The 15,337-nt window shown below is 73.3% G+C and carries 12 protein-coding genes; 8 read left to right on the forward strand and 4 right to left on the reverse strand.

Annotated features, from left to right (window positions below):
- Positions 1-12: 12 nt before the first annotated feature.
- The 3 genes from AB0B63_RS17575 (at position 13) to AB0B63_RS17585 (ending at position 2,873) form a co-directional block, all read left to right on the forward strand.
- Positions 13-723 (forward strand): cytidine deaminase, encoded by a 711-nt coding sequence (locus tag AB0B63_RS17575; RefSeq protein ID WP_357019641.1) that lies wholly within the window; start codon positions 13-15, stop codon positions 721-723.
- Positions 724-775: 52 nt separating this feature from the next.
- On the forward strand, positions 776-2,056 hold the full coding sequence (locus tag AB0B63_RS17580; RefSeq protein WP_357019644.1) for a thymidine phosphorylase: 1,281 nt from the start codon (positions 776-778) through the stop codon (positions 2,054-2,056).
- 136 nt (positions 2,057-2,192) lie between these two features.
- Positions 2,193-2,873: a DUF4272 domain-containing protein gene (locus AB0B63_RS17585; RefSeq protein WP_208568640.1), complete on the forward strand. Its 681-nt coding sequence runs from the start codon at positions 2,193-2,195 to the stop codon at positions 2,871-2,873.
- A gap of 128 nt (positions 2,874-3,001) precedes the next feature.
- Here AB0B63_RS17585 and AB0B63_RS17590 read toward each other — a convergent pair whose 3' ends face one another.
- Positions 3,002-4,063: a putative RNA methyltransferase gene (locus tag AB0B63_RS17590; RefSeq protein ID WP_357019955.1), complete on the reverse strand. Its 1,062-nt coding sequence runs from the start codon at positions 4,061-4,063 to the stop codon at positions 3,002-3,004.
- 212 nt (positions 4,064-4,275) lie between these two features.
- Here AB0B63_RS17590 and AB0B63_RS17595 point away from each other — a divergent pair, with 212 nt between their 5' ends.
- Positions 4,276-5,352, forward strand: coding sequence for an adenosine deaminase (locus AB0B63_RS17595; RefSeq protein WP_208568638.1), 1,077 nt, complete (start codon positions 4,276-4,278; stop codon positions 5,350-5,352).
- A gap of 1 nt (position 5,353) precedes the next feature.
- Here the strand turns inward: AB0B63_RS17595 and AB0B63_RS17600 are convergent, their stop codons facing one another.
- Entirely contained in the window at positions 5,354-5,764 is a 411-nt protein-coding gene (locus AB0B63_RS17600; protein WP_244252785.1) for a uridine kinase, read from the reverse strand.
- Between the two features lie 385 nt (positions 5,765-6,149).
- On the opposite strand from AB0B63_RS17600, the gene AB0B63_RS17605 reads away from it, so the two are divergent.
- From AB0B63_RS17605 to AB0B63_RS17620, 4 genes are all read left to right on the forward strand, one after another.
- Positions 6,150-9,836 (forward strand): nitrate- and nitrite sensing domain-containing protein, encoded by a 3,687-nt coding sequence (locus tag AB0B63_RS17605; protein ID WP_357019649.1) that lies wholly within the window; start codon positions 6,150-6,152, stop codon positions 9,834-9,836.
- Entirely contained in the window at positions 9,833-10,237 is a 405-nt protein-coding gene (locus AB0B63_RS17610; protein ID WP_067304724.1) for a roadblock/LC7 domain-containing protein, read from the forward strand. Before AB0B63_RS17605 ends, AB0B63_RS17610 begins: the two co-directional genes overlap by 4 nt.
- 96 nt (positions 10,238-10,333) lie before the next feature.
- On the forward strand, positions 10,334-10,711 hold the full coding sequence (locus AB0B63_RS17615) for a DUF742 domain-containing protein (RefSeq protein WP_088643989.1): 378 nt from the start codon (positions 10,334-10,336) through the stop codon (positions 10,709-10,711).
- A gap of 1 nt (position 10,712) precedes the next feature.
- Positions 10,713-11,306, forward strand: a complete 594-nt coding sequence (locus AB0B63_RS17620) for an ATP/GTP-binding protein (RefSeq protein WP_088643912.1) — start codon at positions 10,713-10,715, stop codon at positions 11,304-11,306.
- Between the two features lie 221 nt (positions 11,307-11,527).
- On the opposite strand, the gene AB0B63_RS17625 is transcribed toward AB0B63_RS17620, so the two are convergent.
- Together AB0B63_RS17625 and AB0B63_RS17630 are read right to left on the reverse strand one after the other, a co-directional pair.
- Positions 11,528-14,185: a transposase gene (locus tag AB0B63_RS17625; RefSeq protein ID WP_357019958.1), complete on the reverse strand. Its 2,658-nt coding sequence runs from the start codon at positions 14,183-14,185 to the stop codon at positions 11,528-11,530.
- A 65-nt stretch (positions 14,186-14,250) separates the two neighbouring features.
- Positions 14,251-15,249: a DNA primase gene (locus AB0B63_RS17630; protein ID WP_357019654.1), complete on the reverse strand. Its 999-nt coding sequence runs from the start codon at positions 15,247-15,249 to the stop codon at positions 14,251-14,253.
- Positions 15,250-15,337: the final 88 nt, after the last annotated feature.

Here is a 15,337-nt window from a genome sequence, read left to right on the forward strand (position 1 = left end):
CAGAATGAGGGGATGAGCGAGATCGACTGGGAGCGTCTGCGGGCCGCCGCCACCGAGGTGATGCGGCACGCCTACGTGCCGTACTCGAAGTTCCCGGTCGGCGCGGCGGCCCTGGTCGACGACGGCCGGGTGGTCGTCGGCTGCAACGTGGAGAACGCCGGCTACGGGGTGACCCTCTGCGCCGAGTGCGGGGTGGTGTCGGCGCTGCATGCCACCGGCGGCGGGCGGCTGGTCGCGATGTCCTGCGTCGACGCGAACGGTGAGCCGCTGATGCCGTGCGGCCGGTGCCGGCAACTGCTCTGGGAGAACGGCGGCCCGGAGTGCCTGGTCGAGTCGAGGACCGGCCCGCTGCGGATGGCGGAGCTGCTGCCGCACGCCTTCGACGTGGCCGACATCGAGGCGGTCGTCGGCGGGACCCCGGTGCCGGTGGTGCCGGACCGGTTGGCCGCCTGGCGGGGCCGGGGCACCGTCTTCGTGCACCCGGACCTCTCCGCCGGGCAGCAGATCTGGACGGCGTACTGGGAGCGGTCGGCGGGGGACACCGACGAGGCGGGGCCCGGGGTGCTGGAGGAGGGGCCGAGCTGGGGCGACCCGGCGGAGGCGATCACCTGGGGACTGGCCCGTACGCCGAGGGTCGTGGTGGTGGACGCGGAGGGCACCATCTTCTGGGCCGGCGAGGGCGAGCCGCCGCTGGAGATCCCGGCCCGCTGGGCCGCCTCCTGACCCGTCCGGCCCGCACGCCGGTTACTGCAACGACTTCAGAAGGAACTCAACGGTGAGTGCTTTTACCGCGGTCGACGTCATCCGGGCCAAGCGGGACGGGGGTGTGCTCAGCGACGGTCAGATCGACTGGGTGGTCGACGCGTACACCCGGGGGCTGGTGGCCGACGAGCAGATGTCGGCGCTGGCCATGGCGATCCTGCTGCGCGGGATGACGGCGGCGGAGATCGCCAGGTGGACCGCCGCGATGATCGCCAGCGGGGAGCGGCTGGACCTGTCGGCGGTGGCCCGGCCGACGGTCGACAAGCACTCCACCGGCGGCGTCGGCGACAAGATCACCCTGCCGCTCACCCCACTCGTCGCGGCCTGCGGCGGCGCGGTGCCGCAGCTCTCCGGCCGGGGGCTCGGGCACACCGGCGGCACGCTGGACAAGCTGGAGTCGATCCCCGGCTGGCGGGCGGCGCTGGGCAACGACGAGTTCATCGCCCAGCTCCGCGACGTCGGCGCGGTGATCTGCGCGGCCGGCGCCGCACTCGCCCCGGCCGACCGCAAGCTGTACGCGTTGCGCGACGTCACCGGCACCGTGGAGGCGATCCCGCTGATCGCCAGCTCGATCATGAGCAAGAAGATCGCCGAGGGCACCGGGGCGCTGGTCCTCGACGTCAAGGTCGGCTCCGGCGCGTTCATGAAGAACGTGGCCGACGCCCGCGAGCTGGCCCGGACCATGGTGGCCCTCGGGGACGCCCATGGGGTGCGCACGGTCGCCCTGCTCACCGACATGTCCACCCCGCTCGGCCTGACCGTCGGCAACGCGATCGAGGTGACCGAGTCGGTGCAGGTGCTCGCCGGTGGTGGCCCGGCCGACGTGGTGGAGCTGACCCTGGCGTTGGCCCGGGAGATGCTCGACGCGGCCGGTCTGCCCGACGCCGACCCGGCTGCCGCGTTGCGCAACGGGCGGGCGATGGACGCCTGGCGCAGCATGATCCGCGCCCAGGGCGGTGACCCGGACGCCCCGTTGCCGACGGCCCACGAGACCGAGGTGGTCCGGGCCGACACCGACGGCTACGTCGAGTCGGTCGACGCGTACGCCATCGGGGTGGCCGCGTGGCGGCTCGGTGCCGGTCGGGCCCGCAAGGAGGACCCGGTCAGCGCCGCCGCCGGGGTGGTGCTGCACAAGCGGCCCGGCGACCCGGTGCGGGTCGGCGAACCGCTGTACGAGCTGCGCGCCGACGATGCGACCCGGCTGCCGGCGGCGGCTGCGGAGGCCGCCCGCGCGGTGCGGGTGTCGACCGTCGCGCCGACGACGTCGCCGCTGGTCATCGAGCGGATCGGCTGACAGGTCGCCGTCACCGGCGGCGGGGTCGACCGACAGGGGTCGGCCGGCATGGTGCCGGTCGCGACGGAACGCTATCCTCCCTGGTCAGGGGGACCGAACGGCGGTGACGCCGCGTGAGCAGACAGGGAATCCGATCGTGCTGGTAGCCGCGCCCGATCCCCGCGAGGTCCGCGAGGCGAGCCTCGACGAGTTGTCCCGGCTGCGCCTGCCCCTGCCACCGACCCAGTTTCCCCTGGTCTGGGAGCCGGGCGACGAGATCGAACTGCGTCCCACCGTGGAGATCGAGGCCCGCATCGCGGTGCTGCACCTGATCCTGGCCCGCTGCTTCGGGATGCCGGCGCAGACGGCGATGAGCTGGTTGCTCGACTCCCACCTGGTCGACATGGTCACCCCGCCCGAGTGGCAGTTCGTGGTGGGCGGTAAGGGCGACCACCGCTCGTTCGTCCTGCACCACGACGCGCTCTTCTCGCTGTCCTGGGTGCTGGGCCTGAGCAAGCAGCTCGACCCGACCATCCCGGTGGACGAACGGCTGGTGGAGCGGATGCCGTACCTGGCCGGGGGGGAGACCTTCGGCCAGTGGCGGGCCCGTATCCTGGCCGCCCCGCAGCACCCGGCGGACGCCGCCGCCCTGCTCGACCTGCACTACTGCCTGGACTGGGCGTACCTGGAGGTGGAGAAGTCGGGGCACCGGCTGCCCGGTCTGGTGGACGCGAACGCGATCGGCCAGCGCCGGTGGGCGTTGGAGTGGGCGGTGATGCTGCGCGGCCCGTACCACGACGAGCCGCCGGGCTGGGAAGAGGTCGACCTGTCCACCTGAGCTGCAGCGTCGCTGGCCACGGCGGTGATGTTGCCGCCCCGGCGGAGGGCCCTCGTGGCCCGGCGGCCGGCCGGCCCCCCTGTCACGTCGCGGTCGACCGGGTCGTCCGGTGCCCGGTGACGCCGTGGTCAGCGGGGTCGCCAGGCGGTGAGGCGTACCGAGGCGGTCACGGTGACCGGGGTGGGCAGTGCCTCGATCGCGGCGGCGAGCCGCGCCGGGTCGGTGTGCCAGGCGCTCGGCCCCATCCCGACCAGGGTGGCCACCTCGGCCCGGTCGAGGGTGAGCCGGGCGGTGTGCACGGCGGTGTGCTCCGGGGTGAACCGCCCGGCGAGGCTGTCCGCCACCCGGTCGGCCTTGGCCGGGTCGACCCGCAGCAGCCCGAGCACGTCGACCAGTTCGGCGAGGTGGGCGGCGGTGGGGGTGACCACCAGCAGCACCCCGGCGGGGTGCAGCACCCGGTGGAACTCGTCGCCGTTGCGCGGGGCGAAGACGTCGAGCAGCACGGCCACCGACCGGTCGGCCAGTGGCAACCGCTGCCAGGTGTCGGCGAGCGCGGCGGCGGCCCGGGGGTGGGCGCGGGCGGCGCGGCGCAGCGCCGGCTTGGCGACGTCCAGGGCCAGACCCACGGCGTCGGGCAGCGCCGCCAGCACCGCCGCGAGGTGCCGCCCGGTGCCCGCCCCGGCCTCCACCACCAGCGGGTACGCCCCGAAACCCACCCGCTCCGACCCGCCCGCCGCCCGGTCCACCTCCCCGCTCGCCTCGGCCGGTCCGCCCGGCTCGGCCGGTCCGCTCGCGGCTGCCGGCCCGACCTGGGCTGCCGGTCCGCTGACCTGGGCCGGCCCAATTCCCGCTGTCGGGGTCGATGCTGGCAGCCTGTTCGCGGCTGCCGGTCCGGTCGGGTCGGCCGGTTCGCTGGCTTCGGCGGGGCCGGCGGGCGTTGACAGGGCGGATGCCGCCGCCTCGGCCAGGGTGGACGAGATCATGTCGTAGTGCCCGGCGGCCAGGAAGTCGGCGCGGGCGGCGACCATCTCGGCGGTGTCCCCGACGTGCGGGGCCCGGCCGGCGAGCAGGGTGACGTACCCCTGGCGGGCCAGGTCGAAGCTGTGCCGACGGGGGCAGCGCAACGCGCGGGTGTCGGTGGCGGCGGCCAGCGGCTGGGTGCAGACCGGGCAGCGCAGCCGGGCGACGATCTGCGGGTGCGTCGCGTCGACGGGCTGCTCGAACGGGTGCGGCGCGGTCACCCGCAGCAGCCTACGGCGCACGGCCGGCCGGGCCGCCGGCATGTCTGCCCGACGCCCGGGTCCGACGCCCGGGTCCGACGCCCGGGTCGGCGGGTCGGCGGGTCGGCGGGTCGGCGTGAGCCTGATCGCGGTCCGTTGGGGGGCGTGACTAGGGTCGGGGGATGGTCGCAATCCGATACGAGGACATCGTCAAGGTCCCGAAGGCGCTGCTGCACGATCATCTCGACGGCGGCCTGCGGCCGGCGACGGTCGTCGAGCTGGCCGCCGAGGTGGGGCACGAGCTGCCGAGCACCGATCCGGAGGCGCTCGGCCGGTGGTTCGCGGAGGCGGCGCACTCCGGTTCGCTGGAGCGCTACCTGGAGACGTTCGCGCACACCGTCGCGGTCATGCAGACCGCTGCGGCGCTGCGCCGGGTGGCCCGTGAGTGCGCGCTCGACCTGGCCGCCGACGGTGTGGTGTACGCCGAGGTCCGGTTCGCCCCCGAGCAGCACCTGGAGCAGAACCTCACCCTGGACGAGGTGGTCGAGGCGGTCGTCGCCGGGTTCGTGGAGGGCAGCGCGGAGGCCGCTGCGGCGGGCACCCCGATCCGGGTCGGCACCCTGCTCACCGCGATGCGGCACGCCGCCCGGTCGCAGGAGATCGCCGAGCTGGCCGTCCGGCACCGCGACGCCGGGGTGGTGGGCTTCGACATCGCGGGTGCCGAGGCCGGTTTCCCGCCCACCCGCCACCTGGACGCCTTCGAGTATCTCCAGCGGGAGAACTTCCACTTCACCATCCACGCCGGTGAGGCGTTCGGCCTGCCGTCTATCTGGCAGGCGATCCAGTGGTGCGGGGCGGACCGGCTCGGCCACGGGGTGCGGATCGTCGACGACATCACCCCGGGTCCGGTGCCGACGCTCGGCCGGCTGGCCGCGTACGTGCGGGACAAGCGGATCCCGCTGGAGCTGTGCCCGTCGTCGAACGTGCAGACCGGCGCGGTGGCGTCGATCGCCGAACACCCGATCGGGCTGCTGCGCGAGCTGCGGTTCCGGGTGACGGTGAACACCGACAACCGGCTGATGAGCGGCACGTCGATGTCGCGTGAGATGGCGCTGCTGGTGGAGAACTTCGGCTACGGCTGGAAGGAACTCCAGTGGTTCACGGTCAACGCGATGAAGAGCGCCTTCATCCCGTTCGACGAGCGGTTGGCGATCATCGACGAGGTGATCAAGCCGGCGTACGCGAAGCTGATCGGCTGACTCAGCGGTGCGGGTGGCCGGCGACCAGGTCGGCCACCCGGCGCAGGATCTCCCGCGCGTGGGCCGCCTCGGCGCCGAGGCCGGTCTGCCGGCGCAGCACCGCCGGTTCGGCGCGCAGCAGTGACACCCCGCGCCGGATCAGCACCTTCGGTGCCTTGCGCTGCTCGGACAGGTCGCGGGCCAGCCGGCGGACGAAGGTCGCCCCGCGCGGTCGACGCAGCGCGTACGCCCCGGCGAGCAGCCCTCGTCGGCGGCACTCCTCGACGATGTCGGCGGCGAAAATCCCTTCGGCGATGAAAAGTGGCGATCCGGTCACGTCAAATGGCCGGGTGGCCACCCGACGATCCGCACCGATCGCATAGACGGGCACTTCGGCCCGGCCCTGCTGGGCCAGTCGGTCAATTGTCTCCACGGCCGTTCCCGCGTCCCACGACTCGGGCGCGTCCCAGTCGACCAGTCCGTTTCGTCGCGGCAACGTAGGGTCATCACCGTTCTTGTAGAAGTCGTCCAGGCAGAGCACGGGAAGACCGGTTCGTTGCGCTATGTACGACTTTCCGGACCCGGAGGGGCCGGCGAGGAGCACGACGCGGTGGCGATAATCCATTACTTTGGGTAACTCCGGAAAGACGGATTGCGATCAAATTGCATCAACATCTCATCACACCTCCGGCGACCGACAACCTGGGCTTTCTCTTTCAGGGGAGGCGTGATGGAATCTCGGAGGTCCGACCCGCCGGGTCGGCTGCTGGGCGTTGCCCGTGGCAACGCGGAGACGCTGTAATCGCGAGGGCGGTGACGTGAGCAAACGGCCAACGACGGCGAACTCCTTCCTGTCGCGTCTGCGTCGGCCGGCCGGTCGGCTCCGCGACATGCCGATCTGGTCCAAGCTCGGGCTGATCATGATCGTGCCGACCATCGCCACGGTCGTCGTGGGCACCAGCGGGCTGGTGGACCACCTGCAGACGCTCAACAACGCCAACCGGGCCGGCGACCTGGCCAACCTGGTGGGTTACTCCGGTGACCTCGTCAACACCCTCCAGGACGAGCGCACCAACGCCGTCCTCCTGCTCGGGTCGCCGAAGGGGCAGGCCCGCGCGCAATACCAGGAGGCGTACAACCGGGTCAACCAGCGGGTCGACCAGTCGAAGTCGCCCTACTCGCAACAGCGCGCCGAGATCGAGGGCCTGCCGGCGACCCTGGAGGCGCAGCTCGACCGGATCGACAGCGACCTGACGGAGATGCCCGGCATCCGCAGCCAGGTCTACAACGGCAAGCTCCGGCTCAGCGAGGCGGTCAGCCGGTACACCGGCCTGATCAACAATCTGATCACCATCCGTGACTCGGCCACCCAGCTCGCCGGTGACAACGACCTGAGCGACCAGATGCGCGCCGCCGCCGCGATGGCCCGCGCCAAGGAGTACGCCTCCGTCCGCCGGATCGCGGTGCACCAGGTGCTGCTCCAGAAGGCGTACACGCCCGCCCTGCGGGAGCTGTACATCTCCAGCAACACCGGTGAGCAGCAGGCCCTGCAGAGCTTCCAGGCGGTGGCCAGTCGCGCCGAGCGTGAGTTCCAGGACCAGACCATCTCCGGCTCCGACCGGCGTCAGGCGGACATCTACGCCGGCCAGGTCAGCGCGCTCAACAGCGACAAGCTCGACGGCCTCACCTTCAGCACCGACCAGTGGGACGCGGCCATGGTCGCGTACGCCCAGCTCAACCGGTCCGTGGAGGTACGCCTCGACAGCGACGTCGTCGCCAAGGCCGACGAGTTGCGCTCCGACGTCCAGCGTCAGGTCTTCCTGGAGACCGGCCTGCTGCTCAGCATGCTGCTGCTGGCGATCCTGTTCGCCTACCTGGTCGCCCGCTCGATGGCCCGCTCCCTGCGCGAGCTGCGTCAGGGTGCCCTGTCGATCGCCCAGTTCGGGCTGCCGCAGGCGGTGGCCCGGCTGCGGGACCCGCAGTTCACCGGGCAACAGTCCCCGGCCCAGTTGGCCAACCAGATCGCCGAGCCGCTGCCGGTGCGCAGCCGCGACGAGTTCGGCCAGGTGACCGAGGCGTTCAACGCCGTCCACCTGGAGGCCGTCCGGACCGCCGCCGAGCAGGCCGCACTCCGCTCCTCGGTCGCGACGATGTTCGTCAACCTCGCCCGCCGCTCGCAGATCCTGGTCGACCGGCTGATCGGTCACCTGGACCGGCTGGAGCGCGGCGAGGAGGACCCGGACCGCCTGGCCGAGTTGTTCCAGCTTGACCACCTGGCCACCCGGATGCGCCGTAACGACGAGAACCTGCTGGTCCTCGCCGGTGCCGACTCCACCCGGGTGCAGCGCGAGCCGGCCGCCCTCATCGACGTGCTGCGTGCCGCCCAGTCCGAGGTCGAGCACTACACCCGGATCGAGTTCGGGGTCATCGACCGCGACATCGAGGTCTCCGCGCACGCGGTCAACGACCTGGTCCACCTGGTCGCCGAGCTGTTCGACAACGCCACGGCGTTCTCCCCGCCGGACTCCCAGGTGATGGTCGAGGCCCGCCGGGTCGGCGACCGCGCGTCGCTCTACGTCGAGGACCGGGGCATCGGCATCAGCGCCGAGCAGTTGTCCGACCTCAACGAGCGGCTGGCCACCCCACCCCAGGTGGACGTGGCCGTCTCCCGGATGATGGGCCTGGTCGTGGTGGCCCGGCTGGCCTCCCGGCACGGCGTCAAGGTCGAGCTGCGGCCCGGCACCGACCGGGGCACCGTGGCCGAGGTCGTCCTGCCCACCTCGGTGCTGGTGCCGCGTGCCCTCACCGGCCGGGCCCCGGGCACCCCAGGACTGCCGGGCCCCGGCCCCCAGTTCGGCGGTGCCGCGCCGGCCTTCGGTGGTTCCGCCCCGACCCCGGCGTTCGGCGGCAACGGCACCTCGCCGGCCTTCGGTGGCAACGGCACGTCGCCGGCCTTCGGTGGCGCCGGCACGGCCCCGGCCTTCGGCGGTGCCGGTGCCCCGCCGGCCTTCGGTGCGCTGCCCGCGCTCGGCAACGGCCAACCGCCCGCCCCCCGACAGGGCGATTCCGGCAACCAGGTCACCCTCGGCGGCCGGCCCTTCGACCCGGCTCCGCGCAACGGCTCCGCCGGCCCGGCCAACGGCGGGCGCGGTCTGCCCGCCTGGTCGGACCTCACCGGTGCCAGCGGGATCAACGGCAGCGACGGGTTCACCCCGCGACCCACCAACGGGCAGTCGATCGATCCGCTGCCCCAACGACGCAGCACCGACGACCCGGACAACACCGCCCAGCAGCCGGTCATCCCGCGTCAGCTGCCGAGCAGCCCGGAGGCCCGGCCGTACAGCTCTCCGCCGGTCCCGCCGGTGTCGGCACCGCCGCTGCCGCCGGCGTACCCGGTCGCACCGGTCTCCGCCCAGCCCGTGTCGGGTCACCCGGTGTCGGGCCAGCCCGTGTCGGGTCACCCCGTGTCGGGCCAGCCGGTCTCCGGCTACCCGGTTTCCGGTCAGCCGATGTCCGGCTACCCGGTGTCGGCGTCCCCGTACGCCGGTCACCCCGGCCCGGCTGCGCCGGTGTCCGGTTCGCCCGGTGTCCCGCTGCCCTCCCGGCCCACCTCCGGCGGTGCTGCCCCGGGTGCCGGTGCCCCGCCGGCCTGGCCGCCGGTGGCCAATCCCGACCGGGACACGGCCACCCCGCCGGTCCCCGAACGGCTCTCCGCCGCCCTGGACATGACCACCGAGCTGCCCCGGGTGCCGCGCGCCGAGCCGACGCCGGCCCCCCGCCAGCCGACGCCGCCGCCGGTGCGGGCCGCGCAGCCGGCAGCCAACCGGCCGTCAGCGCCGCAGCAGGTCCCCCAGCAGCGGTACGCGGACGAGACGATGGAACTGCCGATCTTCCGGGAGCTGGAGTCGGCCTGGTTCCGCACCCGCAAGCCGGGTCCGGAGGAGTCAACCGGTGCCCGACAGTCGTTGACCAACGGCGCGGGGGCCTCGCAGTCCGCCGTCGACACCGCCATCCACCCGGCCCAGTACACCGCACCAGGGACGACAGGTAGCGCACCGATGGCAGACACCGCGCCGGCCGGGGGCGTGCCGCGTGACAACGGGTCGACAGCGAACGGGGGATTCGCCGGTCGCGGCGACGGCCCGCCGGCCCGCCGCCCCGCCCCTCAACCCCACTCCTGGCAGACCGCCGCCGACGACGGTTGGCGGGCGGCGGTGGCCGCGACCGAGGCACCGGTGGCCGGGACCACCCAGACCGGCCTGCCGAAGCGGACGCCGATGGCGCAGCTGGTGCCAGGGGCGATCGAGAAGCCGGCCGCGTCGGTGCAGCGACGTACGCCGGAGGCAGTCAGGGGTCTGCTCTCGGCCTACCATCGAGGTGTGCAACGCGGCCGGACCACCTCGGACAACCCCACCAACCCGGACGCGACTCCGGGCGGGCAGCAATCCTCGCCGTCTGGCTTCGGCCCGGCGGGCGGGAGCGGGCAGAAGGAGCAAGAAGGATGACAACTACGCAGGATCTTGGTTGGCTGCTGGCCAACTTCGCCGACCGGGTGCCGGGTGTCGCGCACGCGGTCGCGGTATCCGCCGACGGCCTGCTCCTCGCTTCGTCGCGCGACCTGCCCCGGGACCGGGCCGACCAGTTGGCCGCGATCGCGTCCGGCCTGGTCAGCCTGACCCAGGGGGCGGCCCGCTGCTTCGAGGGCGGCGCGGTGTTGCAGACCGTCGTCGAGATGGACAACGGCTTCCTGTTCCTGATGTCCATCTCGGACGGCTCGTCGTTCGCCGTGCTGGCCGCCCGCAGCTGTGACGTCGGTCAGGTCGGTTACGAGATGGCGTTGCTGGTCGACCGGGTGGGCGACGCGCTCACCCCGCAGGCCCGTACGGCTGTCGGGATGATGGGCTGACCGGGCTGACCAGTTGGTCGGCACGGAACGACGACAACAACGACGGGTTCCACCGGGCGAGAGCCGGTGCCGGGGGCGAAGGAGGTGAGTGGCGAGATGGTCGATCGTGACGAACCGACAGGTGCGTTGGTCCGGCCGTACGCCGTGACCCGTGGTCGCACCCGTCCCCGGCTCGACATCGCCCTGGAGGCGCTCGTCGAGACGACGGTGCGCGGTCGCGCTGCTGCCGGTGGCAACGGCGGTCAGGGCCGGGAGCACCAGTACATCGCCGCGCTGTGTGACGGACGTGTGCAGTCGCTGGCCGAGATCGCGGCGCGGATGCAACTCCCGCTCGGTGTGGCCCGGGTGCTCATCGCCGACATGGCGACGGACGGCCTGGTCGCGGTCCACGAGCCGACCATTCTGGACGACTCGGACGACGCGGTGGGCACTGAACTGCTGGAGAGGGTGCTGAGTGGACTTCGCAGGCTCTGACATGTCGCAGCGGCCGCCTGCCCCGAACGGGCGCGTGACGTCGGCGAAGATCGTTATCGCCGGTGGGTTCGGCGTCGGCAAGACGACGCTGGTCGGCTCGGTCTCGGAGATCACGCCGCTGACCACCGAGGCCATCATGACCTCCGCCGGTGTGGGCGTCGACGACACCCGGCAGGTGCCGGGCAAGACGACGACCACGGTGGCGATGGACTTCGGCCGTATCTCGATCGACCGGGATCTGATCCTGTACCTGTTCGGTACGCCCGGTCAGACGCGGTTCTGGTTCATGTGGGACGAACTGGTCCGGGGCGCCATCGGTGCCGTGGTGCTGGTCGACACCCGCCGGTTGGCCGACTGCTTCGCGGCGATCGACTTCTTCGAGCACCGGCGGCTGCCGTACCTGGTGGCCATCAACTGCTTCGACGGGATGCAGTACCACGACCCGCAGGACGTCCGGGACGCGTTGGCGATCTCGACCGATGTCCCGGTGGTGGCCTGTGACGCCCGTAACCGGGAGTCGACCAAGCACGTGCTGATCTCGCTGGTCGAGTACGTCCTCACCATGCGGCGGTCGCGCGCGGTCGCGCCGGCCTGACCGGCTCCGACGCGCCCGGTGGCGGCCCCTGGCCGTTACCGGGCGCGTTCGCGTTCCCCGGCGGTGATCGCGGGCGGGTCGTGCGACGGCTGTGGGGCCACCTGGGCGACCTCGATGCCCCTGGGGTCACCGGGATGCGGACGCGGTGCCGCACGCTCGGTACGACGACGCTGGCCCGGCCGGAAGAACCGGGCCGGGCCAGGGTGGAACCAATCAGACTGTCAGGACCGGTATCCGGCGGAGCGGAACTCGTACTCCCGATCGTCTTCCCGCTCGGTCGGGTCGCGGCTGAAGTCCCAGCCGCCGGCCGCCTCACGGCCGGGCCGGCCGCCGACGGCGAAACCGCCGATCTCCTGCCCACGACGCCAACCCCGGAAGTAGCCGGTGGTGTTCTCGGCGAGGCTCGCGGCGTCCCGGACGATCCGCAGCGGACGCTCCTCGCGCAGCGGCGAGCCGGGAACGAGGTTGGCCTGGGGGACCCGTTTGGGCAGCCCGGCCGAGGTTTCCGCACCCACCGCCGGCTGGGCGACCTTTTCGGCGGCCTGCCAGCCGGTGTCCGCGGTGGACGACCACTCCAGGTCGCTCTCGTCGCCGTGCCCGACGAACCACGCCGACTTCGCCTGGGCGAAGATCAACAGGTCGCCGTCGCCCTCGTCGGAGACCGGTGGCGGGCGGTGCTCCATCGGCGCGGGACGGCGTTCGACCGGCTCCGGTCGCCGCTCCAGGCCCGGCCGCTCGCTGCGTGCCGGCCGCTCGGGCCGGTCGAGAAGTTCCGGCCGCTCGGACCGCTCGGGCCGGTCCAACCGCTCCGGCCGGTCGAGACGCTCCGGCCGCTCGGGTCGGTCCAACCGCTCCGGCCGGTCGAGACGCTCCGGCCGGTCCAGGCGCTCGGCCCGCTCGGGTCGGTCCAGGCGGGCCGGACGGTCGACCCGGGTGGGGCGGTCCAGATGCTCCGGCCGGTCGAGGCGCTCGGCGCGGTCGACCCGGCTGGGCCGACCGGGACGGCCGGCCTCCTCCCGGTCGACCAACCGCAGCGGGGGAGTGTCCAGGTGCGGATCGGCGGGGGCGTCCAAGCCGTCCCGCAACGCCCGGTCGGCCAGCGGTGGCGGCTCCACCAGCCGCAACATCGGCGGCTCCGGGGGCAGGTCGTCGGCCAGCCAGGGCGGGGTGATCCGGCGTCCGGCACCCGGGTCGGCGGGGGCGTCGCCCGCCCGGCCGGCCCGCTCACCATAGGCCGGCACCACCGGGTTGTTGGCCGAGCTGTCGCCCGGATTCTCCGGGTTGTTGACCAGGGGCCAGTTCGCCCGCGAACCCGGCGCAGCGGTGGGCTCCGGCTCGGGGCGGGTGATCGGCACCGGGACGTTCAGGTCGGTCGCGCTGAACCCACCAGTGGGCGTCGAGAGGGCGCCGGTGGTCTTGGGCCGGGGTGGGATCACGGTGCGTTGCCGCTCGGCCCGTGCGTTGTTGATCGCGGCGGTGGTCAGCGTCGGCCGGAACGGCTCACCGGCCTCGGCGGGCGGCACGTTGCCGCGCTGTGCCGGGGCGATCGGGGTGATCCCCGGAGGAGGCGGTGGCGGAGCCGAGACGGGCCGGTTCGCCGGGGCGTCCATCCCGCGCCGGATCGGCGGAATCATGGTGGTCGGCGCGTCCGAACCCCCACGCCGGCCCGGCGGCATGCCCTGGTCCGTACGCGCGGGTGGTGCCGAGGTCGGCAGGTTGGCGGCGGCAGCCGGGGTCACCGGTTGGGGGGCCACCGGCGGTGGGGCGATCGGGGCGGGGGCCACCGGCGGCGGCCCGAGCGGTCGGGGCGCCGCCGGCATCGCCCCGCCGGGGACCGGCTCGGGACGGCTCCGCCGGCCGGTCGGGACCGGCGGAGCCGGCTCTGCGGTTCGGACCGGCCGCAGGCCGGGACCGGTGCCACTGATGCCGGTCAGCTCGCCGACCTGCTCGCCCCGGCGGGCGGCAGCCCGGCGGCCGGGCATGGGACTCGAGGCGCTGACCCGGGTGCTGAGCGCGCCCACCAGGGCCTCGCAGCCGGCGTCACAGGCGCGCACCGCAGCGACCGACTGCCGGACGGTCTCGGCGACGGCGGACGTGAGCGCCCGGTTGACGGTGGCCCGGCGCGGGGTCTCGGAGATGGCGACCCGCAGCGCGGTGACCGCCGCCTCGATCTCCCCGGCCTCGGCCACCCCGTCGGCGGTGAGGTGTGCGGTGACCGCCTCGGCGGCGACCGACATGTCGCGGCCCCGGGCCGCCGTGCCGGTGAGCATGTTCGGCTCGGGCAGCGCGTCGAGGACGGCCAACGCCACCGGATCAGCCGGGTCCGGGTACGCCCGCAGGGCGGCCGGATACAACTCGCGGAGCACCTCGCGCAGGGCCACGGCGGCGGAGTGCCGGCCGCTGGACAGGGCGGCGTGCGCGGCGAGGACCTGCTTGAAGCCGGCCAGGTCCCGGGGAGCGGGCAGGGTGACCGCGGAGAGCGCGCCGGCCTGGAGGGCGCGGGCCAGGCCCACCGCCCGCCGCTCGGCCGGCGCGGACTGCATCTCCTCCAGGGAGTCGTCGTCGGCGAACCGCTCGGCGAAGTCGTCGACCGAGTCGTCGTCGGCGATCGCCAGTGGACGGCCCGCCGCGCTCAGCAGTGAGGTGACCGTGTGGTCGTCGCTGTCGGCCGCGATCGCCACGCCGCTCGGCCCGCCCGACCGTTCCACGAGCAGCGTGACGAGCTGGGCGTAACCCGCCGCGTCGTCGCTGATCTCGTAGACGTGCAGCAGACGGCCTGCGTCGTCGACCACGGCGGACGTCAGCGTCGATCCGGCCGAGGCCGGTCGGTCGGCCGGATCTGCCGAGGCCAGACCGCAGTACACGCGCACGAGCGCCACGGCGTCGTCCTCCTCCCGGGACACAGGTCTATTCTCTGCCAGCCACTGATGCTCCCCGTTCGGGGTCAGTCGCGCCAGTCCACGACGGCAGAGATCTTGCCGACAATGGTGCGCCACCCCAAGCTTGCGGTCTGGGCACCGATTTTCTTCAGCCGCCTACGGCCGAGAAATCCACCGACTCCGCCGTTGACAGAAGCGCGCAGCGCCTCGTCGAGATCGTCCAGGCTGGAGCCGGCCGAGAGCATGTCCAGCACGGCGGGTAGCCGCAGCGCGTACGACAGGTCACGGGCGACCTCGCCGGCCTCGATCAGCAGGGTCGGGTCCCACGTGTCGTGCCCACCGCGCAGGTTCTCCACGACCAGGTCGAGTTCGTAGGTGTCCTCGTCGCGCGGGGCGATGTCGGCCGGCTCCACCCGTTCGGACAGTTCATTCCAACCGTCCAGTTGAGACAGGTCGTTGGGTGCCCCGGAGCGGATGAAACTGACGAGCGACTCGGGCGTCTTGAACAGCAGCAGCCGGCCCTTGTGGCTCAGGAAGACCGGCACCTCCTCGTCGCCGTCGGTGTCGTCGTCGGCATCCGCGTCCTCGTCGGCGTCCGAGGCGTCGGTGTCGTCGTCGGCGTCCGAGGCGTCGGCGTCGAGGGTGTCGGTGCCCTTGCCACCGGCGCGCTTGCCGTCGCTCACGCCCTTGCGGTCCTCGTCGTCCTCGTCCTCGGCGGAGAGTGCGGCGAACTCCTCGTCGAGGATCACCACCTCGTCGTCGTCCTCGGCCTCGACGACCTGGCGGCGGGCCAGGAAGGGGTCGTCCTCGTCGCGCTCGGCGACGTCCGTCGGGGTCAGCTCGCGTGCCGCCCGGTACGCCCGGAGGGTGAAACCGGTGCCGGCGGGCAGGGCGATCTCGACCGGATCGATGCTCAGCTCGTCCCAGAGCGAGCGGTCGGCCGGGCCGGACTCCACGTCGGGCGCGGTCGGCCCATCGGTGTCGCCGAGCTCGGGTTCGTCGGCGTCGGGCCGTTGGGGCGACTGGCGGGCCACGCTGACCTCCGTGTGCGTCGGGTTACCCACTCGGCGGCATGCGGTCGCCGAGTGACTCTGGGCACATACCCTAATGGGCGGCCGGCCGTGGGCCGACCCCGCACCCCGGCGAGGCCCG

The sequence above is a fragment of the Micromonospora sp. NPDC049081 genome, from assembly GCF_040648835.1.
Lineage (GTDB): Bacteria > Actinomycetota > Actinomycetes > Mycobacteriales > Micromonosporaceae > Micromonospora > Micromonospora antibiotica.

Coding starts and splice junctions, on each gene's coding strand:
- AB0B63_RS17575 (WP_357019641.1), top strand. CDS start 13: ATGAGCGAGATCGACTGGGAGCGTCTGCGGGCCGCCGCCACCGAGGTG.
- AB0B63_RS17595 (WP_208568638.1), top strand. CDS start 4,276: ATGGTCGCAATCCGATACGAGGACATCGTCAAGGTCCCGAAGGCGCTG.
- AB0B63_RS17610 (WP_067304724.1), top strand. CDS start 9,833: ATGACAACTACGCAGGATCTTGGTTGGCTGCTGGCCAACTTCGCCGAC.
- AB0B63_RS17615 (WP_088643989.1), top strand. CDS start 10,334: ATGGTCGATCGTGACGAACCGACAGGTGCGTTGGTCCGGCCGTACGCC.
- AB0B63_RS17620 (WP_088643912.1), top strand. CDS start 10,713: ATGTCGCAGCGGCCGCCTGCCCCGAACGGGCGCGTGACGTCGGCGAAG.